Here is a 20786-nt window from a genome sequence, read left to right on the forward strand (position 1 = left end):
TTGCTTCCGTTGCCCTCCGCTGCGCGGTAGTGTTTATCTTTGTTGGAACACGTTCGACCGCGTGGAGACGGGTCGACAGTCGGGAGGTGACGGCGGGGTGCTGGCGCGACAGCGGCAGGCGGTCATCCTGGAACGGGTCCGCGCCGCCGGCGGCGTCCGGGTCACCGAGCTGGCCACCGAATTCGGCGTCTCCGACATGACCATCCGGCGCGACCTGGAGACGCTGCACGACCAGGGCCTGCTCGCCAAGGTGCACGGCGGGGCGACACTGGCCGGGCCCGGCTCGACCGACGAGCCCGGCTTCCACGCCAAGTCGGTCCGCCAGTCCGTGGAGAAGGCGGCCATCGCCGGCCGGGCCGCGCAGCTGGTCCGACCCGGCGCCGCGATCGCGCTCTCCGCCGGCACCACCACCGCCGAGCTGGCCCGCCGCCTGACCGACGTGCCGGGCCTCACCGTGGTGACGAACTCCCTGCCGGTGGCCGAGATCCTGCACGTCGGCGGCCGGCCGGACCAGACCGTGGTGCTCACCGGCGGGGTGCGCACTCCCTCGGACGCGCTGGTCGGCCCGCTGGCCGTGGCCGCGATCGGCGCGCTCCACCTGGACCTGCTCTTCCTCGGCGTGCACGGCATCAGCGAGCGGGCCGGGTTCACCACCCCCAACCTCATGGAGGCGGACACGGACCGGGCCCTGGTGGCGGCCGCCGACCGGCTGGTGGTGCTCGCCGACCACACCAAGTGGGGCACGGTCGGCATCTCGTCGATCGTCGGCCTGGACGCGGCGGACGTGCTGGTCACCGACGACCGGTTGGGGCCGGATGCGCGACGGGTACTCGAGGACAGGGTTGGCGAACTGGTGATCGTGCCGGGCCCGGAGGGGGCGGAGTGAAGCGTACGCAGATCGAGCTGGCGGACGGCCGCGAGTTGATCTACTTCGACGAGCGGGACGACGCGGTCCGCGACCAGCCGGACCGGCGGGAGTTGCCGCCGCCCCCGCACGCGTCGCAGCTCCGCTACGACCCGCTGACCGACGAGTGGGTGGCCGTCGCGGTGCACCGGCAGACCCGGACCTTCCTCCCCCCGGCCGACCAGTGCCCGCTCTGCCCCTCCCGGGGTGACCGGCTCAGCGAGATCCCCGCCCCCGACTACGACGTCGTCGTCTTCGAGAACCGGTTCCCCTCACTGAGCCAGCGGGTCGCCGAGGAGCCGGCCGAGATCACGCCGTTCACCCCGGTCCGCCCCGGGCGCGGCAAGTGCGAGGTGGTCTGCTTCACCGACGACCACAACGCTTCGTTCGCCAGCCTCTCCCCCGGCCGGGTGCGGACCGTGCTCGACGCCCTCGCCGACCGCACCACCGCGCTGAGCGAGCTGCCCGGGGTGGAGCAGATCTTCCCGTTCGAGAACCGGGGCGTGGAGATCGGGGTGACCCTGCACCACCCGCACGGCCAGATCTACGCCTACCCGTTCGTCACGCCGCGCACCCGGACCATGCTGGCCGCCGCCCGCCGGCACGCCGACCGCACCGGGGGCAACCTCTACGCCGACGTGCTCGCCGCCGAACGCGCCGCCGGCGACCGGGTGGTGGCGAGCAACGAGCACTGGACGGCGTACGTGCCGGCCGCCGCCCGCTGGCCGTTCGAGGTGCACGTGGCCCCGCACCGCCCGGTGCCCGACATCCCGGCGCTGGACGACGCCGAGCGCGACGCGTTCGGGCCGCTCTACCTGGACGTGCTGCGCCGCTTCGACGGGCTGTTCGACCTGCCGATGCCCTACATCGCCGCCTGGCACCAGGCCCCGGTGCACGTCGACCGGGAGTTGGGGCACCTGCACCTGCAGCTGTTCAGCATCCGGCGCGCCAAGGACAAGCTGAAGTACCTGGCCGGCTCCGAGTCGGGGATGGGCGTGTTCATCAACGACATCGCCCCCGAGCGGGCCGCGGAACTGCTCCGGGCCGCCTGACCCGCCCGCCCCACAACAGGGCGCGGGGGGCCCGGGACAGGGCCCCCCGCAAGGGAAGGGACGGGCTCGGCTGTGCGCGACAGCCGGGAAGGCTGGCTGATCGGCGCTCAAGCCGCGAGGCGACCGCGGTCAACCTTCCTGGACGGGACTGGCATCACGTCCACCCTGCTCAACGAGGCGCGCCCGCCACGGGTGACGCCACCCACGGACGCGACGGAGCCCGCCGGCACAGCCGGCGGGCTCCGGGGCGAACGGTGACGGTCAGGCCGAGAGCTTGCGGGCCAGGTTCTCGTCGAGCGCGTTCATGAACTCGTCGGTGGTCAGCCACGGGGCGTCCCGCGAGATGAGCAGCGCGAGGTCCTTGGTCATCTGGCCGCCCTCGACGGTCTCCACGATGACCTGCTCCAGGGTGTTGGCGAACTCGGTGACCGCCGGGGTGCCGTCCAGCTTGCCCCGGTGGGCCAGGCCCCGGGTCCAGGCGTAGATCGAGGCGATCGGGTTGGTCGAGGTCTTCTCACCCTTCTGCCACTGCCGGTAGTGCCGGGTGACCGTGCCGTGCGCGGCCTCGGCCTCGACGGTGCGGCCGTCCGGGGAGAGCAGGACGGAGGTCATCAGACCCAGCGAGCCGAAGCCCTGCGCGACGGTGTCGGACTGGACGTCACCGTCGTAGTTCTTGCAGGCCCAGACGTAGCCACCCTCCCACTTGAGCGCGGCGGCGACCATGTCGTCGATCAGCCGGTGCTCGTAGGTGATGCCGGCGGCGTCGAACTCGGCCTTGAACTCGTTCTCGAACACCTCGGCGAAGATGTCCTTGAACCGGCCGTCGTACGCCTTGAGGATGGTGTTCTTGGTGGACAGGTAGACCGGGTAGCCGCGGTCCAGGCCGTACCGGAACGAGGCCCGGGCGAAGTCCCGGATCGACTCGTCGAAGTTGTACATGCCCATGGCGATGCCGCCGCCGGAGAAGTTGGCGACCTCCATCTCCATCGGCGCGCCGCCGTCGGCCGGGGTGTAGGTGACGGTCACCTTGCCGGGGCCGGGGACGACGAAGTCGGTGGCCTTGTACTGGTCGCCGTGCGCGTGCCGGCCGATGATGATCGGCTTGGTCCAGCCGGGAACGAGCCGCGGCACGTTCGACATGATGATCGGCTCGCGGAAGACCACGCCGCCGAGGATGTTGCGGATGGTGCCGTTCGGCGACCGCCACATCTTCTTGAGGCCGAACTCCTCCACCCGGGCCTCGTCCGGGGTGATGGTGGCGCACTTGACGCCGACGCCGTGCTCCTTGATGGCGTTGGCGGCGTCGACCGTGACCTGGTCGTCGGTCTCGTCGCGGTGCTGGATCGACAGGTCGTAGTAGTGCAGGTCGACGTCGAGGTAGGGCAGGATCAGCTGCTCCCGGATCTGCTTCCAGATGATCCGGGTCATCTCATCGCCGTCGATTTCCACGACCGGGTTGTTTACCTTGATCTTCGCCATCGGCCGGCGCTCCTCTCGGGGGACACGTGCTCAAGCAGTACGAGCGTACTGCAAACTGACCGGGGCTCCCCAGCCGGCCTCACCCCGTGGAGAACGGGGTCGCCCGGGACGGGCCGCGGTGGCATCCTTCCCGGATGCCGCTGACTCACACGGTCGGGTCTATCACGGTCACCGCCCTGCTCGACGGGGCGGGTCCCTTCTTCCAACCGCGCGCCGAGGCGTTCCCGGACGCCACCCCCGCCCAGTGGGAGGAGGCCGACCGGCGGGACCCGGACACCGTCACCCCGGACGGTCGGTGGTGGCTGCCGTTCCGGGCGTTCGCGCTGCGTACCGGGGACGGGCCGGTCACCCTGGTCGACGCGGGGATCGGCCCGGCCGACGCGCTCGCCGCGAGCTGGGCGCCGGTGCCCGGCCACCTGCCGGCCGAGCTGGCCGCCGCCGGCATCGACCCGGCCGACGTCCGCACCGTGGTGCTCACCCACCTGCACACCGACCACATCGGCTGGGCGGGCCCGCTCTTCCCGAACGCCGACCACCTGGTGCAGCGCGCCGAGCTGGCCGCGCTGGAGCTGTTCCACCCCGAGCTGCCGGCCCGGCTCCTGGGCCCGTTGCGCGCCGCCGGCCAGCTCCGGGTGGTCGACGGCGACACCGAGCTCACCTCCGGGGTACGCGTGCTGAGCACCCCCGGACACACTCCCGGACACCAGTCGGTGCTGGTCGACGACGGCGCCGACCGCCTCCTGGTGACGGGCGACCTCCTGGTCCACACCCTCCAACTGGCCGACCCCACCCTGCCCTACGCCCACGAGGAAGACCCTGCCCAGGCGAGCGAGACCCGAACAACCCTCCTGCGCTCCCTGGCCCCGGCAACCCTGGCCACCCCCCACCTGGGCCACCCCTTCACCCCACACCCCCACCCCGACCTCCCGCCCGACCCTCCGCCCCGACCCCCGCTCGGTTGATCATGAGGTTGGCGGCGATGTCGATCTCCATTACTGCCGCCAACTTCATGATCACCGGGGTCGGGAGGGGGAGGGAGGGGGGGAGGGAGGGAGGGGCGGCCGGTGGGTGGGATGTGCGGAGGGGCGGGCCGGCGGTGCCGGCCCGCCCCTCCGGCGGTGGTTCTCGGGGTCACATGCTGGCGACGTCGGCCTGCTTCGCGCGGACGGCCTCGGCGGCCTCCTTGAGGGCGGCCAGCTCGTCGGCGTCCAGGTCGGTCTCGACGACCCGCTTGACGCCCTCGGCGCCGATCTCGGCCTCGACGCCCAGGTAGACGCCGGAGATGCCGTACTGCCCGTCGACCCAGGCGCAGACCGGCATGACCTCGCCGGAGTCCTCGGCGACGGCCTTGGCCATCCGGGCGGCGGCGGCCGACGGCGCGTAGTACGCCGAGCCGGTCTTCAGCAGCGCGACGACCTCGGCGCCACCGTTGCGGGTCTTGACGACCAGCTCCTCGATCTGCTCGGCCGGCATGGCCTCCCGCAGCGGCTTGCCGTTCACGGTGCTCTTCGACGGCACCGGCACCATGGTGTCGCCGTGCGAGCCCAGGGTCAGGGTCTTCACCGACTTCACCGGTACGTTCAGCGCCTCGGCCACGAAGTTGGTGAACCGGGCGGTGTCCAGCATGCCGGCCTGGCCGAGCACCCGGTTCTTCGGGAACTGCGTGGCGAGCTGGGCCAGCGCGGTCATCTCGTCGAGCGGGTTGGAGACGACGATGACGACGGCGTTCGGGGCGTACTTGGCCACGTTCTCGGAGACCTGCCGGACGATCTTGGCGTTGGTCTCCAGCAGGTCCATCCGGCTCATGCCCGGCTTGCGGGGCAGGCCGGCGGTGATGACGACGACGTCGGAGCCCTCGATGGCCTCGTAGCCCTCGCCGTTCGGCCCGGTGGTGACGCCGACGACCTTCGTCTCGAAGCCCTCGACGGCGCGGGACTGGTTGAGGTCCAGCGCGAGACCCGCCGGCTTGCCCTCCACGATGTCGGTGATCACGACGGTGTCGAAGACGTCGTACTCGGCCAGGCGCTGTGCGGTGGTGGAGCCGTAGAAGCCGGCCCCGACGACAGTGACCTTCTTACCCATGGTCGTCCCACTCCCTGATACCAGTCGGTTTTCCGGACCGTATCAGCCATCCTGGCACCGATCGGGCCAGGGGCGGACGGTTATGACATGCCTGGGCGGCTCAGTCCTGCCGCTCCGCACGCTCCACGACGTTGGTCAGCAGCATGGCCCGGGTCATCGGACCGACCCCGCCGGGCATCGGCACCAGCTTGCCGGCCACCTCGGCCACCTCCGGGTCGACATCGCCGGTGTAGCGGCCCTTGCCGTCGGCGCCGATCACCCGGGTGATGCCCACGTCGACCACTGTCGCGCCCGGGTTGACCATGTCGACCGTGAGCAGCCCCGGCACGCCGGCCGCGACGATGACGATGTCGGCCTCGCGGGTCTGCGCCGCGAGGTCCAGGGTGCCGGTGTGGCAGAGGGTCACGGTGGCGTTCTCGCTGCGCCTGGTGAGCAGCAGGCCGAGCGGCCGGCCCACGGTGTTGCCCCGGCCGACCAGCGCGACCTTCGCACCGCGCAGCGGCACGTCGTGCCGGCGGAGCAGCTCGACGATGCCGCGCGGTGTGCAGGGCAGCGGGGCGTCGTAGCCGAGCACGAGCCGGCCCAGGTTGACCGGGTGCAGGCCGTCGGCGTCCTTGTCCGGGTCGATCATCTCCAGCGCCCGCTGGGTGTCCAGGTGGGCCGGGAGCGGCAACTGGACGATGTAGCCGTGGCAGCCGGGGTCGGCGTTCAGCTCGGCCAGCACCGCGTCGAGCTGCTCCTGGGTGGCGTCGGCGGGCAGCTCGCGACGGATCGAGGCGATGCCCACCTCGGCGCAGTCGCGGTGCTTGCCGTTGACGTACGCCTGGGAGCCGGGGTCCTCGCCCACCAGGACCGTGCCGAGTCCGGGGGTGATGCCGCGCTCCGCCAGCGCCTTGACCCGGGTCCGCAGTTCGTCCTTGATCTCCGCCGCGGTCGCCTTGCCGTCCAGGATCGTCGCCGTCACGACTGGATCGTCTCACGCCCCGCGCCCGGCGGGCCGACGACGGAGAAGGGTGACCAACCGTGACGTGGGTTAAGTCACGGAGAGTCACTAACTGTGGATCGCGCCACACGCGGGAACGGACGGCCGGCACCGGATAGGACGGGCCGGACAGAGCCACCCCATCCGCCCGAGTACGCCGTGACCCCACCGGACGGCGCGGCCGGGCGGCGCGAAATCCCTGGCTGACCCATCTGCGAGGTATCGCGTAGCAGGCCGGTCGGGCGACGACAACCCCGGCCGGCGCATTCCGTTATCGGTTCGCAACGCCTCCGTTGCTGATCAGGTCGAGCGCGACCTACCGTTGCCGCTCGTTGCGCAGTGTCACCCAGCGCCGGGCCCGACTGCGCAGCGTGAGGAGATGAGGAGAGTTCATGCGCGTTCGTAGACTCGCCGCCTGGGCCGCCCTTCCACTCGTGGTGACGCTGGGCCTGGCGGCCTGCGGCAGCGGGGGGAACGGCGGATCGAGTGGCAGCGGCCAGGATGCGGCGGTCAGCATCCAGATCGCCGAGCCGCAGCACCTGGTGCCCACCAACACCACCGAAACGTCCGGCTCGCAGGTGCTCGCCGGCCTGTTCAGCCCGCTCGTCGACTACGACGCGCAGAACAAGCCGTACGAGGTCGCGGCCGAGTCGGTGACGCCGTCCGACGGCAACAAGGTCTGGACGATCAAGCTCAAGGACGGGTTCACCTTCCACAACGGTGAGAAGGTCACGTCCGACGACTACATCAACGCCTGGAACTACGGCGCGTACGCGCCCAACGGCCAGGGCGCCAGCTACTTCTTCGAGAAGATCGCGGGCTACCAGGACCTGCAGGGCGAGAAGCCGAAGGCCACGACGATGTCCGGCCTGAAGAAGGTCGACGACCTGACCTTCCAGGTGACGCTCTCCGACCCGTACATCGACTTCAAGTCGATGCTCGGCTACACCGCGTTCTACCCGCTGCCGAAGGCCGCGTTCTCCGCCCCGGGCGTGCTCAACGACTCGTACGAGCAGGCGCCGATCGGCCAGGGTCCGTTCAAGATGAAGGGCACCTGGCAGCACGACAGCAAGCTCGACGTCGAGCGCTACGACGCCTACCCGGGCGAGAAGCCCAAGGTGAAGGACGTCGAGTTCCGCGTCTACCAGCAGCTCACGGCGGCGTACTCGGACCTGCAGTCGGACAACCTCGACGTGCTGCCGACGATCCCGACCGAGAACCTGAGCACCGCGCCGAGCGACCTGGGTGACAACTACCAGACCAGCCCGATGTCGTCGTTCCAGTTCCTGGCCTTCCCCACCTTCGAGAAGGACTACAGCAACCCGGACGTGCGCAAGGCGATCTCGATGGCGATCGACCGTGACGAGATCACCAAGTCGATCTTCAAGGGTTCGCAGCAGTCGGCCCGCTCGTTCGTCTCGCCGGTCCTGCCGGGCTACCGGGACAACACCACGGGCGCCGCGGGTCAGTTCAACCCGGCCGAGGCCAAGAAGCTCTACCAGGCCGCCGGCGGTCCGTCGAAGATCACCATCTCCTACAACGGGGACGGCGGTCACAAGGACTGGGTCGACGCGACCTGCAACCAGCTCAAGGCCAACCTGGGCGTCGACTGCGTCGGCTCGGCCGAGCCGAAGTTCGCCGACCTGCTGACCAAGGTCGAGAAGAAGCAGCCGGTGGGCCTGTTCCGCCTGGGCTGGGTCATGGACTACCCGTCCATGGAGGACTACCTCGGCCCGCTGTACAGCACCAACGGTTCGTCGAACTACTACGGCTACAGCAACCCGGAGTTCGACCGCCTGGTCAAGGAGGGCGCGGCCGCGACCACCGAGGAAGAGGCGATCAAGAAGTACCAGCAGGCCGAGGACATCTTGGCCAAGGACATGCCGGTGATCCCGCTCCGCTTCGGCGAGAACGTGTACGGGCACTCCAGCAAGGTCAAGAACGTCCAGATGGACCTGTTCCAGCGGGTCAACCTCGTCAAGATCGAGGCGGCCGGCTGAGCTGACCGTGGGACGGGCCACCCGGGGCGACCCGGGTGGCCCGGCGCACGTGGCGGCCCAGGCCGCCGGCACGCCGCGGGCCGGTCCCGGCGCCGGCTCCACCGGGCCGGAGGACACCGGTGGCCAACTTCCGGTACGCCAGAGATGTCATCCCGCGCCCCTTTCGCGCTTTTCCGGAGAGACTGGCAAGCATGTTCCGCTTCATCCTGCGGCGCCTCCTGCAGATGGTCCTCGCGTTCTTCGGGACCACGCTGATCGTCTACGCGCTGATGTTCGCCGGGCAGGGCGACCCGATCCAGGCCCTCGCCGGGGAGCGGCCGGTGACGGCGGCCCAGCGGGCATACCTGACGCAGAAGTACCACCTCGACCAGACCGGCGTGGGCGGCTTCTTCTACCGCTACCTCGACTACGTCAAGAACCTGCTCCAGGGCGACCTCGGCCAGTCGCTCACCGGCCGGCAGATCGGCGACATCCTCCAGCAGGCGTGGCCGGTCACGGTGCGGCTCGCGCTCATCGCGCTCGCCGTGGCCATCGTCTTCGGCGTCACCGCCGGCGTGATCGCCGGCATCCGCCGGGCCGGCATCTTCGACAACTCGACGCTGGTGCTCACCCTGCTGGTGCTGGGTATCCCGACCATCGTCCTGGCACCGCTCGCGCAGTACTTCCTCGGCGTCAAGTGGCAGCTCTTCCCGCCCACCGCCGGGACCCAACCGAGCTTCTACGCGCTGCTGCTGCCCGGCATCGTGCTCGGCTCGCTGTCGCTGGCCACCGCCCTGCGGCTGACCCGCACCTCGGTGGCGGAGAACCTGCGCGCCGACTACGTCCGGACCGCCCGGTCGAAGGGCCTGGTCAAGCGCCGGATCGTCAGCGTGCACGTGCTGCGCAACTCGCTCATCCCGGTGGTCACCTTCCTCGGCGTCGAGCTGGGCAACCTGATGAGCGGCGCGATCATCACCGAGGGCGTGTTCAACATCCCCGGTGTCGGCTTCAACCTGTTCCGCGGCATCCGCACCGAGGACGGCCCACTGGTGGTGGGCATCGTCAGCGTGCTCGTCGTGGTCTACCTGATCTCCAACCTGGTGGTGGACGTCCTGTACGCCGTACTCGACCCGAGGATCCGCTATGAGTGAGCGCAGCGAACGAATCATCAACGCAGCGTGCCGGGTCGCTCGTGACCGCGCCGAGCGGAGCGAGGTGCGGGCATGAGTGACTTCGAGACCGTGGCGGCGACGGAGAACCAGGCCGCGCGGCGGGGTGTCTCCGGCGAGCCGGGCACGCCCAACCGGATCGGGGAGGCGCAGAAGCCGCGCAGCCTGGCCGGCGACGCCTGGCGGGACCTGCGCCGCAACCCGATCTTCTGGGTCAGCCTGGGCCTGGTCGTGCTCATCACCGCGATGGCCGCGGTGCCGTCGCTGTTCACGGCCAACGACCCGCGCGACTGCCTGCTCTCCCGGCAGCACGCCGGGCCGTCCGGCGGGGCCATCTTCGGGTACGACTTCCAGGGCTGCGACGTCTACGCCCGGGCGGTCTACGGCACCCGGGCCTCGCTGCTGGTGGGCGCCCTGGCCGCGCTGGCCACCGGCGTGATCGCGCTGATCGTCGGCATGCTCGCCGGCTACTTCGGCGGCTGGGTGGACGCGGTGCTCTCCCGCGTGATCGACATCGTGCTCGGCATCCCGCTGCTGCTCGCCGCCATCGTGCTGCTGAAGCGGCTGAGCACCAGCAGCGACAACGTCCGGCTGTTCGCGGTGATCTTCGTGCTGGCGGTGCTCGGCTGGACCACCGCGGCGCGGGTGGTCCGCTCCTCGGTGATCACCGCCAAGGAGCAGGACTACGTGGCCGCGGCCCGGATGCTCGGCGCCCGCAACGGCCGGATCATGTGGCGGCACATCCTGCCGAACGCGCTCGCCCCGGCGATCGTGGTGCTCACCATCGCGCTCGGCTCGTTCATCGCCGCCGAGGCGACGCTGAGCTTCCTCGGCATCGGCCTGAAGGCCCCGACCATCTCCTGGGGCCAGGACATCGACACGGGCCGGATCCACATGCGCGAGGCGGCGACCCCGCTGATCGTGCCGTCCGCCTTCCTGGCGCTGACCGTCCTCGCCTTCATCATGCTGGGCGACGCGATCCGCGACGCCTTCGACCCGAAGCTGCGGTGAGAACCTCATGACCGAGTCCGCGGTCCGGCCCACGCCGGCCTCCCCCACCCCGCCCGGCGGCCACCTGCTCGAGGTACGGGACCTGCACGTCGAGTTCCGCACGACCGAGGGCGTGGCCAACGTGATCAACGGGGTGAGCTACCACCTCGACGCGGGCGAGACCCTGGCCGTGCTCGGCGAGTCCGGCTCCGGCAAGTCGGTCACCGCCCAGGCGATCATGGGCATCCTGGACACGCCCCCGGCACACGTCCGCTCCGGCCAGATCCTCTACCAGGGCCGGGACCTGCTGACCCAGTCGGAGGAGCAGCGCCGGCAGGTGCGCGGCAAGGAGATCGCGATGATCTTCCAGGACGCGCTCTCCGCGTTGAACCCGGTCTTCCCGGTCGGCTGGCAGATCGGCGAGACGCTGCGCCAGCGGGAGGGGATGTCCCGGGCCGACGCACGCCGGCGGGCCGTCGAGCTGATGGACCTCGTGAGGATCCCGGCCGCGGCGAAGCGGCTCGGCGACTACCCGCACCAGTTCTCCGGGGGCATGCGGCAGCGCGTCATGATCGCCATGGCGCTCGCCCTGGACCCGAAGGTGCTCATCGCCGACGAGCCGACCACGGCGCTCGACGTCACCGTGCAGGCCCAGATCATGGACCTGCTGGCCGACCTGCGCCGCGACCTGAACATGGCGATGATCCTGATCACCCACGACCTCGGCGTGGTCGCCGGCGTCGCGGACCGCATCGCCGTCATGTACGCCGGCCGGATCGTCGAGCACGCCGACGTGCGCTCGCTGTACCGGGCGCCGGCCCACCCGTACACCAAGGGGTTGCTGGAGTCGATTCCGCGCCTGGACGTCCGCGGCCAGGCGCTGTCGACGATCAAGGGGTTGCCGCCGAACCTCATGCGGATCCCCTCCGGCTGCCCGTTCCACCCCCGGTGCCCGTACGTGCAGCAGGTCTGCGTGGACGTGGTGCCGCACGACCTGGTCCTCGGCGACGGCCGGACCAGCGCGTGCCACTTCGCGCAGGAGGTCCGTGATGACAGCGCCCGCTAGCCCGACCAAGGTCCGCGGCGAGACCATCCTCTCGGTCGACAACGTGGTCAAGCACTTCCCGATCAGCCAGGGGGTGCTGTTCAAGAAGCAGATCGGCGCGGTCAAGGCCGTCGACGGGGTGAGCTTCGAGCTGCGCCGCGGCGAGACCCTCGGCGTGGTCGGCGAGTCCGGCTGCGGCAAGTCGACGCTGGCCCGGCTGCTCATGCGACTGGAGACGCCGACCTCCGGCCGGGCCACCCTCGAGGGCCGGGACCTGTTCAAGGCGTCCGGCTCGGAGCTGCGCCGGCTGCGCCGCAACATGCAGATGGTGATGCAGGACCCGTACACCTCGCTGAATCCGCGCATGACGGTCGGCGACATCATCGGTGAGCCGTTCCAGATCCACCCGGAGGCGGCCCCGAAGGGCAGCCGGCAGCGGCGCGTGCAGGAGCTGCTGGACGTGGTCGGGCTCAACCCCGAGCACATCAACCGCTACCCGCACCAGTTCTCCGGCGGCCAGCGGCAGCGCATCGGCATCGCCCGGGCGCTCGCCCTGCGCCCCGAGATCATCGTCTGCGACGAACCGGTGTCCGCCCTGGACGTCTCCATCCAGGCCCAGGTGATCAACCTGCTGGAGCAGCTCCAGGACGAGTTCGGGCTGTCGTACATCTTCATCGCGCACGACCTGTCGGTGGTCCGGCACATCTCGGACCGCGTGGCCGTCATGTACCTCGGCAAGATCGTGGAGATCGGCACCGAGGAGGAGATCTACGAGCGGGCCACCCACCCGTACACCCAGGCGCTGCTCTCCGCGGTGCCGGTGCCCGACCCGGACGCCCGCGAGGACCGGACCATCATCCGGCTCACCGGTGACGTGCCCAGCCCCGCCGACCCGCCCTCGGGTTGCCGCTTCCGCACCCGCTGCTGGAAGGCGCAGGAGGTCTGCGCCACCCAGGAGCCGCTCACGGTGCGCCGCGCGGCCGACCCGCACCCCTCGGCCTGCCACTTCGCCGAGGTACGCCCCGGCGCCTGACCCCGAGCACGACGGAGGCCCCGTCCCCCGGAGGAAGGGGGGACGGGGCCTCCGCACGGGGGGCCGGTCAGAGCTGGGCGAGGTCGAACGCCCAGATGCCGCGGCCGTGGGTCGCGACGTAGACCGAGTTGTCGGCCGCGTTGTACTCGACGTCCATGCCGACGGTCAGCGGCAGGCCGGCGCCGAGCCGCTGCCAGTCGGTGGCGCCGGGCGCGCGGTAGAACGTGGCCAGGTCGGTGGCGAGCACCAGACCGCCGTTGGACAGCTCCTTGATCGAGCTGGCCGGCACGTCCGGCAGGTTCGCCGAGACGTCCTTCCAGGTCGCGCCCGCGTCGCTGGTCTCGAAGACGTGACCGAAGCCGGCGCCCGGCCCCTCGGTGAACCGGCGGGAGAAGCCGTTCACCGCGAGGTAGGCGTGCGTCGGGTTCGCCGGGTCGATCCCGACGCCCTGGAGGAACCGGTTGGGGAAGTCACCCGGCAGGGCGACCTGGTGCCAGCTCGACGGGTCGGTGACCTTGCCGACCGCGAGGCCCCGGGCGAAGCCGGCGTTGTTGCACGGGCCGCACCAGCCGACGTACGCCGTGCCGCCGGAGACCGCCACCGAGGTGGCGGTGCGACCGGCGCCCAGGTCGAACACGTTGGTCCAGCCCTTGCCGTTCTGGATCGAGTAGCCCTTGGTGTTGACCCAGACGTGCTGGCCACCGGCGACCCAGACGTTCGCGTCGTGGTCGTCGGGCGCGAACGGCGCGATGAACCGGGCCAGCTCGTCGCCGGGTGCGCTGGTGTACGGCTGGATGTCCCGCGAGGTGGAGTCCGCCTGGGTGCCCGAGCCGGTGTTGGCGTTGCAGTTCTCGGTCACCCGCATGGCCAGGTTGGTGTACTCCTGGACCTGCCGGCAGCCGTTCGCCGGATCGGCCTGGGAGTCGCCGCCGTCACCGCCGAAGTGCGAGCCCATCTGGGTGTCGCCGGGGCGCAGGATCGAGGTGCCGTTGTCCTGCAGACCGCCGGAGACGACGGTGCCGGCCCTGGCCGGGTCCCTGCCCAGCGCCACCGAGTAGTACTGGAGCGCGTCGATGGTCCCGTCGTTGAGGCTCTGCCAGTCGGTGGCGTGCCCGTCCTTGTCGGTCTTTCCGTTGATCGGCCGCCGGTAGACGCCGCCGTCGTTGCCGACGTAGACGAAGCCGTTGCCCACGGCCACCGAGTGCTGGTCGGAGTGGGGGGTCTTGTTGCAGGTGTTCTGAGCGTTGTGGATGTTCCAGCAGGAGAAGTTGAAATTCCAGTACGGGCCGACGGTCTTCCAGTTGGCACCGGCGTCGGTCGACTCGTAGACCTCCTCCAGGCCCGCCCAGACGTGGTTCGGGTTGGCCGGGTCCACCGCCAGGAACTGGTTGTACCAGGCCTGGATGCCCGGTCCGTAGCCCTTCCCCATCACGGTCTGCTTGAGCGCGGAGCCGGAGTTGCCCAGCTTCGACGAGTCGGCGATCTTGTTCCAGGGGCCGGCCGGGTTGCCGGTGTTGGAGACGTAGATGCCGTCCAGGTAGCTGTTCACGTTGCCGGCCGGCTTGTTGAGCAGCCGCGGCGACTGGTTGATCGCGTACAGCTTGCCGCCGTCGGCGGAGAAGGCGAAGGTCACGTAGCCGATGTCGTCGGCCGGCATGGCGCCGGTCGGGTTGATCTTCGTCCAGCCGCCGGCCGTGTAGTCGACGGTCTCGTAGAAGCCGTTGTAGGTGTCGCCGGAACGCCAGGCCGAGGCGACCACCACGTGCTTCGGGTTGCGCGGGTCCGGGGCCACGTCGTTGACGATGTTCTTGTACGCGGCGTTCGCGTCACCCGCGTTCGCCCCGCCCGGCAGGTAGCTCGGGTTCGGCGTGAACTCCAGCTTCCAGGCACCCGAGGTGCTGCCCATCGCGTGCGAGAACAGGCCTCGGTTGGTGGCGACCCAGACCTTGCCGTCGAAGAAGCGCAGCTTGTTGATGACCGTGCTCTCCAGCTCGGTCCCGCCGACCCGGTCGGTCGTCTTGAACGCGCCGGACTTCGGGTTGGCCAGCCGGTAGACGCCCGCGCCGACGTACGAGGTGCCGCCCGTGTTGCCCTCGCCGGTCGCGTACCAGAGCGAACCGTCGCCGGCCAGCACGACGTCGCCGCTGGACAGGGTGGGCAGCGCATCCGTGATCGGCGTCCAGCTCCCGCCGCCGATCGAGGAACGCCACACGCCGCCGTCCGCGCCGGCCGCGTACACGTGACCGCTGTCGTCCGACGCGAGACCCGTGATCCGGCCGGTGACCAGGCCGGCGCCCCCGGACGAGTTGGACGCGTAGTCGCGGTAGCGCGGGTCGTCGCCGTCGTACTTGATCTTCGTGACCTCGCGCCAGGTGCCCTTCGTCGCCGGCAACGCGGTGAGCTGGCTCAACGCGTGGGAATACGCCCCCGGCGCGACGATGCCCGGCGCGTAGCGGGCCTGGGCGAACTGCTCGGCGATGGTGCGGGCCTCGAAGGCCTCCTCGCCGGCCTCCTCAGACGACTCGCCGGCGGCCATCTCCATGAACTCTCTGGGGTGCCAGGGCAGGTTGGCGCCCGGCTCGTCGGCCAGGCCCAGTTTCTCCTGCACCTCGTGGTTGGTGGCGACCACGCCACCGAGCGCGGCGGTGAGTACCAACGCGCCCGCTATTGTCGCCGGCCTGCGCCAGCGTGACTGGGACATGTGAATCCTCCCGGATTCGTGGGGGTACCGGGCCTGCGGCCCGGGGTGGAAGGCGATGGACGGATGGCGCGCGGCGGCGCGCCCGCCGCTGTCGGACGGTCACCGTCCGCAAGGGACCCTGGGCCGGCGGAACGCTCGGACGGACCTCGGGTCACGTCCGGCGGAGGCGGGCGGGGTCAGGCGGAGGCCGGTGGGCCGCGGGTGGCCAGGGTGCCGCGTGGCGGCATCGGGAGGGCCGGCTGCGGGCGGGCGATCGCGGCGGCCGCCCACTGGGGCGTGCCGCCGACCCGCTGGGGCGCGGCCGGGAGGACGTCGTCCGGTCCGTCGCCGGCGGTGACGCCGGCGTGGTGGTCACCGCAGGGTCCGCCGGAGAACTCCGTTCGCAGCTCTGACGGAGCGTCGCCGGGCGCTTGGGGCGCGGCGGCGGCCCGGGGAGCGCCGGAGGGTGGGGCGGCACGGTCCGGCGGAGGGACCGGTGTGTCGACGGCCCGTCCGTCCGGTGGGAGGACGGCGTGGCCGCCGTGGTCGATCGACCGGTGCGCGGCGGTGACCACCGCGCCGGGCTGATGGTTCTCCGCGCAGGCGGGCGCGCCCAGGCCGGCCAGGACGAACGCCACCGCGGCGACGACGGTGCTCAACCGGTCGACTGCGCGCATGGGCACACCTGTCCGAGGGGGTGGCGCTCGAGCGGGCGGCGCGACGGCCGCGGGACGGGAGCGGATCGAGCAGAGAACGGGGAGGGTCGATCGCTTGCTGCCGGACAACGCTAGCAACAACTTTCACCACCCGGCAATGGTGGACACTCGTCCTTCGGCTGGTCAGCCGTCCACTCGTGACATCGCTCGGAACGCGGCGGGCAACACATGACACAGGGGCGCGGCCAGTCGGCCGCGCCCCTGTCGGGTTCGTGGAGATCAGTGGAAGAAGTGCCGGGTGCCGGTGAGGTACATGGTCACTCCGGCCTCCTTGCAGGCGGCGATCGTCTCCTCGTCGCGGATCGAGCCGCCGGGCTGGACGATCGCCCGGACGCCCGCCTCGATGAGGATCTTCGGGCCGTCGGCGAACGGGAAGAACGCGTCCGAGGCGCAGACCGAGCCGCGGGCGCGCTCGGCGCCGGCCCGGCTCACCGCGAGCTGCGCCGAGTCGACCCGGTTGACCTGGCCCATCCCGACGCCGACGGTGGCGCCCTCCCGGGCCAGCAGGATCGCGTTGCTCTTCACCGCCCGGACCGCCCGCCAGGCGAACGCCAGGTCGCGGAGGGTGGCCTCGTCGGCCGCGTCGCCGGTGGCCAGCGTCCAGTTCGCCGGGTCGTCGCCGGCGGCGTCGATCCGGTCCCGCAGCTGCACCAGCACGCCGCCGGTGACCTGCCGCCACTCGGCCGGCAGCGGGTCGAACTCGGGGGCCCGCAGCAGGCGGATGTTCTTCTTCGCCCGGAGGACCTCCAGGGCGCCCTTGTCGAAGCCGGGCGCCACCAGCACCTCGGTGAAGATCTCCGCGACCTGCCGGGCCAGCTCCACCGAGACCGGCCGGTTGACCGCGATCACCCCGCCGTACGCGGACACCGGGTCGCAGGCGTGCGCCCGGCGGTGCGCCTCGGCCACGTCCGCGCCGACCGCGATGCCGCACGGGTTGGCGTGCTTGATGATCGCCACCGCCGGCTGCTCCGGGAAGTCGTTCGCGGCCCGCCAGGCGGCGTCCGCGTCGACGTAGTTGTTGTAGGACATCTCCTTGCCGTGCAACTGCTCGGCCTGCGCGAGGCCGGGCGGGCTGGCCGGGTCGGCGTAGAGGGCGGCCGCCTGGTGCGGGTTCTCGCCGTAGCGCAGCACCGCCTGGCGGCGCAACGCCAGCCCGGCGAACGCCGGCCAGCCGTCGGCGGCCGGCGCCAGCTCCCGGGCGAACCACTCGGCGACCGCCACGTCGTAGTCGGCGATGTCCGCGAACGCGCGCGCCGCGAGAGCCCGGCGCTGGGCCAGGGTGAAGCCGCCCTCGGCGAGCGCGTCCCGCAGCGCCGGGTACGCCGCCGGATCGGTCACCACGGCCACCGAGGCGTGGTTCTTGGCCGCGGCCCGGACCATCGCCGGACCGCCGATGTCGATCTGCTCGACGCACTCGTCCTGACTCGCGCCGGAGGCGACCGTGGCCTGGAACGGGTAGAGGTTGGAGACCAGCAGGTCGATGCCGGCGATGCCGTGCTCGTCGAGCTGGGCGGCGTGCGCGTCCTTGCGCAGGTCGGCCAGGAGGCCGCCGTGGATCTTCGGGTGCAGCGTCTTCACCCGGCCGTCGAGGATCTCCGGGAAACCGGTCACCTGCTCGACCGGGGTCACCGGCACGCCCGCGCCGGAGATCGTCGACGCGGTGCTGCCGGTCGAGACGATCTCCACCCCCGCCTCGTGCAGGGCCCGGGCCAGCTCGACCAGCCCGGTCTTGTCGTAGACGCTGACCAGCGCCCGCCTGATCGGGCGACGAACGTCCCCAGTGGCACTCATGGAACGGTGACCTTTCTGCCGGTGATCGTCCAACCTTCACGGACCAGCCGACCGACCTGCTCGACGAGCTGGCGCCGCTCGGCGGACTTGATGCGCTCGGTGAGCGTCTCCTCGTCGTCGTCGTCCCGCACCGGCACGGCGACCTGGGCGACGATCGGCCCGGTGTCCATTCCGGCGTCGACGAAGAAGAGGGTGGCCCCGGTGACCTTCACCCCGTACGCGAGCGCGTCCCGCGGGCCGTGGATGCCGGGGAACGCCGGCAGCAGGGTGTTGTGCGTGTTCAGGTAGCGGTCCCCGAACGCGGCCAGGAACTGCGGGCCGACGAGCTTGAGGAAGCCGGCGCTGATGACCAGGTCCGGCCGGTGCTCGGCGACCCGGGCGGTCAGCGCCTTGTCCCAGTCCGCCCGGGTGGGGTGGTCCTTGACCCGCTCCACGAAGGTCGGCACGCCGGCCGCGGCGGCCCGGTCCAGGCCCGCGATCCCGTCGCGGTCGGCGCCCACGGCCACCACCCGGGCCCCGTACGCGGGGTCGGCGGCGGCGTCCAGCAGGGCCTGGAGGTTGCTGCCGGAGCCGGAGACGAGGACGACGAGGCGGGCGACGGACGCGGGCTCGGTCACGCGGCAACCCTATCGGGCCTGCGGGGGCGTCCGACGCTCGGGCCGCGCCGCCGCTGGTGATCTCCCTCGTGGCGCCGGCACGATACGCTGCCGTCGCCCGGGGCCGTGCGTACGCCCGGCCCCGGCGTCGGCATCGTGACTGACCTTGGTCCCGGGCCCGTGTGCCGCGGCGTCCCGTGTCCGGGCGGAATGATGAGCGGCGACAACCCGACCATGGACCGTTGACCCCCAGTTTGAGGAGCGCCCCGCACATGCAGCCCGGTTACCCCGGTCAGGACCCCCACGGCCAGCAGCCGAACCAGGACCCGACCTCCCCGCAGTACGACCCGTACGCCCAGCCGCCGCAGGCCCCGCAGTACGGGCAGCAGCCCACCTCGGGCCAGCCGTACGGGCAGGACCCGTACGCCCAGCCGCCGCAGGCGCCGCAGTACGGGCAGCAGCCGACCTCGGGCCAGCCGTACGGCCAGCCGACCTCGGGCCAGCCGTACGGCCAGCCGGCCCCCGGCCAGCCCTACGGCCAGGACCCGTACGCGCAGCAGCAGCCGTACGGCGCCGCGCCCCAGTACCCGCAGGCCGGCTACCCGACCGGCCAGGGCGGCCAGAACAACACCCTCGGCCTGATCGGCATGATCGCCGGTATCGCCTCGATCGTGCTGGGCCTCTGCTGCCCGATCATCGGCATCCCGGCCGGCATCGCCGGCGTCGTGCTCGGCCTGATGGGCCAGAAGAAGGTCCAGGCGGGCGAGGCCAGCAACGGCGGCCAGGCCAAGGCCGCCCTCATCTGCGGCGGCATCGGCGTCGTCATCGGCATCATCAACGCCATCGCCGGCGCCGCGATCAACCTGAACAACATCGGTTCCTGAACCGGCTCCGCGAGGGGGCGTCCGGCACCGCCGGAGGCCCCCTCGCCGTTTCCGGACCCGGTCAGTCGGCGCGGCGGGGCGGTGCCGTGGGACGCGGCGGGGCCGGGGTGCGGGTGAGGCTGCGGCCGGCCGCGGCGCCGAGCAGCGCGCCGACGGCGATCACCAGGGCGGCCACGCCCGCCACCGGCCAGGCCGCCGGACCGATGTCGGCCAGCCGGCCGCCGCCGAGCGGGCCGCCGGAGGCCGCCGCGGCCAGGCCCAGCAGCAGCCCCGCGACCGGGCCGGCGAGCGCCGCCGGGACCAGCAGGGTGGACCACCCGACCGGCGCGCGGTCCTCGGCCGCGAGCCGCAGCAGCCGCCGGGCCAGCAGCCAGCCGGCCGCCATCGCGGCCAGCACGGGCACTGCGAGCAGCGCCGCGCCCAGCCCGTCCACCGGGCCGCGCGGCAGGCCGGCCAGCAACGGCACGGCCGGCAGCGCGCCGACGGAGACCTCGCTGGTCCGCACCGCGGTGTCGGTGCCGACGGCGAACCCGGGACCGAGGAGGTAGCTGACCGACCAGACGGTGGCGTTCGGCGCGTAGGCGAGGCTGACCAGCGTGATGCCCGCCTGACCGGCCACCCCGGTCCGGTAGGCCCCGATCATGTCGGCCGCGTCGCCGCCCCCGGTGGCCACGGCCAGCCCGGCCGCTCCGGCGCCCGCGCCGAACAGCAGCAGGCCGGCGACCAGCCCGGTGCGCACCCCGTCGCGCAGCGCCGCCGGGGCACCGCGGGCCAGCACGACCCACCCGCCGGTGGTCCGCAGCGCGCCCACCAGGGCGGCGAGCCCGCCGAGGACCGCGAAGGTCAGCCCGGCCCGGAGCGGCGACACCCGCAACCCGCCCGCGTCGACCGCGAGGGCCGCGAGGGCACCGAGCAGCGCGTACGCGATGGCCACCGCGACCGCGGCGGTGAGCGCCCGCCCGGGCGAGCGGTTGCCCCGGGCGCCGATGGCCCGGCTGACGTGCACGCCGGCGCGGGTGAGCCGCCAGACGGCGAGCGCGGTCAGGGCGAGCGGCGTCAGGCCGAGCGGCCCGGCGGAGGTCTCCACCGGCACGCCGTGCCCGAGCAACCAGCCGACCAGGCCGGCGCGCAGCGCGCCGGGCAGCGAGCCGGCGTCCTCGCTGAGCTGGGCCAGGCCGAGCACCAGGGTCACCGGCAGCCACGACGTCACGGCGGCCCAGAGGGCCGCCACCCCGGCGGCGACGGGCAGCGGGGCCCGGCCGCGCGGCGGCTCCCCCGACCGGGGCGCGGGCACCCGCGGCGCCGGCCGGGCACGGTCGCTCGGCCGGGCGTCGGCGGCGGCCTCGGCCGCGGGGTGGCGGGGCTGGTCAGGGGTGACGCGTGACATCGGCTCTACTCTGGCAT

Annotated in this window: 17 protein-coding genes; 9 read left to right on the forward strand and 8 right to left on the reverse strand. The window is 72.0% G+C overall.

Going from position 1 to position 20786, the window contains the following annotated elements; all coding sequences use genetic code 11:
• The first annotated feature begins 97 nt into the window (after positions 1-97).
• The gene (locus ACZ6PY_RS10700) at positions 98-886 is read left to right on the forward strand and encodes a DeoR/GlpR family DNA-binding transcription regulator (protein ID WP_466071154.1); all 789 of its coding nucleotides are present in this window, start codon (positions 98-100) and stop codon (positions 884-886) included.
• The gene (galT, locus tag ACZ6PY_RS10705) at positions 883-1956 is read left to right on the forward strand and encodes a galactose-1-phosphate uridylyltransferase (protein WP_466071156.1); all 1074 of its coding nucleotides are present in this window, start codon (positions 883-885) and stop codon (positions 1954-1956) included. Before ACZ6PY_RS10700 ends, galT begins: the two co-directional genes overlap by 4 nt.
• Positions 1957-2217: 261 nt before the next feature.
• On the opposite strand, the gene ACZ6PY_RS10710 is transcribed toward galT, so the two are convergent.
• Complete coding sequence (locus ACZ6PY_RS10710) at positions 2218-3435, reverse strand: NADP-dependent isocitrate dehydrogenase (RefSeq protein ID WP_151464737.1); 1218 nt, start codon at positions 3433-3435, stop codon at positions 2218-2220.
• Positions 3436-3569: 134 nt separating this feature from the next.
• On the opposite strand from ACZ6PY_RS10710, the gene ACZ6PY_RS10715 reads away from it, so the two are divergent.
• Positions 3570-4397 (forward strand): MBL fold metallo-hydrolase, encoded by an 828-nt coding sequence (locus tag ACZ6PY_RS10715; RefSeq protein ID WP_466071158.1) that lies wholly within the window; start codon positions 3570-3572, stop codon positions 4395-4397.
• Positions 4398-4566: 169 nt separating this feature from the next.
• Here ACZ6PY_RS10715 and mdh read toward each other — a convergent pair whose 3' ends face one another.
• Positions 4567-5517: a malate dehydrogenase gene (gene mdh, locus ACZ6PY_RS10720; RefSeq protein ID WP_466071160.1), complete on the reverse strand. Its 951-nt coding sequence runs from the start codon at positions 5515-5517 to the stop codon at positions 4567-4569.
• A gap of 100 nt (positions 5518-5617) precedes the next feature.
• Entirely contained in the window at positions 5618-6481 is an 864-nt protein-coding gene (locus ACZ6PY_RS10725) for a bifunctional methylenetetrahydrofolate dehydrogenase/methenyltetrahydrofolate cyclohydrolase (RefSeq protein ID WP_466071162.1), read from the reverse strand.
• Positions 6482-6891: 410 nt separating this feature from the next.
• Between ACZ6PY_RS10725 and ACZ6PY_RS10730 the strand changes: the two genes are divergently transcribed.
• From ACZ6PY_RS10730 to ACZ6PY_RS10750, 5 genes are all read left to right on the forward strand, one after another.
• A complete protein-coding gene (locus ACZ6PY_RS10730) occupies positions 6892-8499 on the forward strand; it encodes a peptide ABC transporter substrate-binding protein (RefSeq protein WP_466071164.1) in 1608 nt (535 codons plus the stop codon).
• 191 nt (positions 8500-8690) lie between these two features.
• A complete protein-coding gene (locus tag ACZ6PY_RS10735) occupies positions 8691-9629 on the forward strand; it encodes an ABC transporter permease (protein WP_262283150.1) in 939 nt (312 codons plus the stop codon).
• Between the two features lie 72 nt (positions 9630-9701).
• Positions 9702-10658 carry an ABC transporter permease gene (locus ACZ6PY_RS10740; protein ID WP_466071166.1) on the forward strand — a complete coding sequence of 319 codons (957 nt, stop codon included), beginning with the start codon at positions 9702-9704 and terminating at the stop codon, positions 10656-10658.
• Between the two features lie 7 nt (positions 10659-10665).
• Complete coding sequence (locus ACZ6PY_RS10745; protein ID WP_466071168.1) at positions 10666-11703, forward strand: ABC transporter ATP-binding protein; 1038 nt, start codon at positions 10666-10668, stop codon at positions 11701-11703.
• Entirely contained in the window at positions 11687-12715 is a 1029-nt protein-coding gene (locus ACZ6PY_RS10750) for an ABC transporter ATP-binding protein (protein ID WP_262283147.1), read from the forward strand. The genes ACZ6PY_RS10745 and ACZ6PY_RS10750 overlap by 17 nt, the downstream gene beginning before the upstream one ends.
• 67 nt (positions 12716-12782) lie before the next feature.
• On the opposite strand, the gene ACZ6PY_RS10755 is transcribed toward ACZ6PY_RS10750, so the two are convergent.
• The 4 genes from ACZ6PY_RS10755 to purN all read right to left on the reverse strand — a co-directional run bounded on the left by ACZ6PY_RS10755 (position 12783) and on the right by purN (position 18519).
• A complete protein-coding gene (locus ACZ6PY_RS10755; RefSeq protein WP_466071169.1) occupies positions 12783-15416 on the reverse strand; it encodes a glycosyl hydrolase in 2634 nt (877 codons plus the stop codon).
• A gap of 176 nt (positions 15417-15592) precedes the next feature.
• Positions 15593-16072, reverse strand: coding sequence for a hypothetical protein (locus ACZ6PY_RS10760; protein WP_466071171.1), 480 nt, complete (start codon positions 16070-16072; stop codon positions 15593-15595).
• Between the two features lie 258 nt (positions 16073-16330).
• Complete coding sequence (purH, locus tag ACZ6PY_RS10765; protein ID WP_466071172.1) at positions 16331-17902, reverse strand: bifunctional phosphoribosylaminoimidazolecarboxamide formyltransferase/IMP cyclohydrolase; 1572 nt, start codon at positions 17900-17902, stop codon at positions 16331-16333.
• The gene (gene purN / locus ACZ6PY_RS10770; protein ID WP_262283143.1) at positions 17899-18519 is read right to left on the reverse strand and encodes a phosphoribosylglycinamide formyltransferase; all 621 of its coding nucleotides are present in this window, start codon (positions 18517-18519) and stop codon (positions 17899-17901) included. Before purN ends, purH begins: the two co-directional genes overlap by 4 nt.
• 251 nt (positions 18520-18770) lie before the next feature.
• Between purN and ACZ6PY_RS10775 the strand changes: the two genes are divergently transcribed.
• Positions 18771-19382, forward strand: a complete 612-nt coding sequence (locus ACZ6PY_RS10775; protein WP_466071175.1) for a DUF4190 domain-containing protein — start codon at positions 18771-18773, stop codon at positions 19380-19382.
• A 61-nt stretch (positions 19383-19443) separates the two neighbouring features.
• On the opposite strand, the gene ACZ6PY_RS10780 is transcribed toward ACZ6PY_RS10775, so the two are convergent.
• Entirely contained in the window at positions 19444-20769 is a 1326-nt protein-coding gene (locus ACZ6PY_RS10780; RefSeq protein WP_466071176.1) for a cell division protein PerM, read from the reverse strand.
• Positions 20770-20786 lie beyond the last annotated feature (17 nt).

This window comes from Micromonospora sp. NPDC048907 (assembly GCF_055586885.1).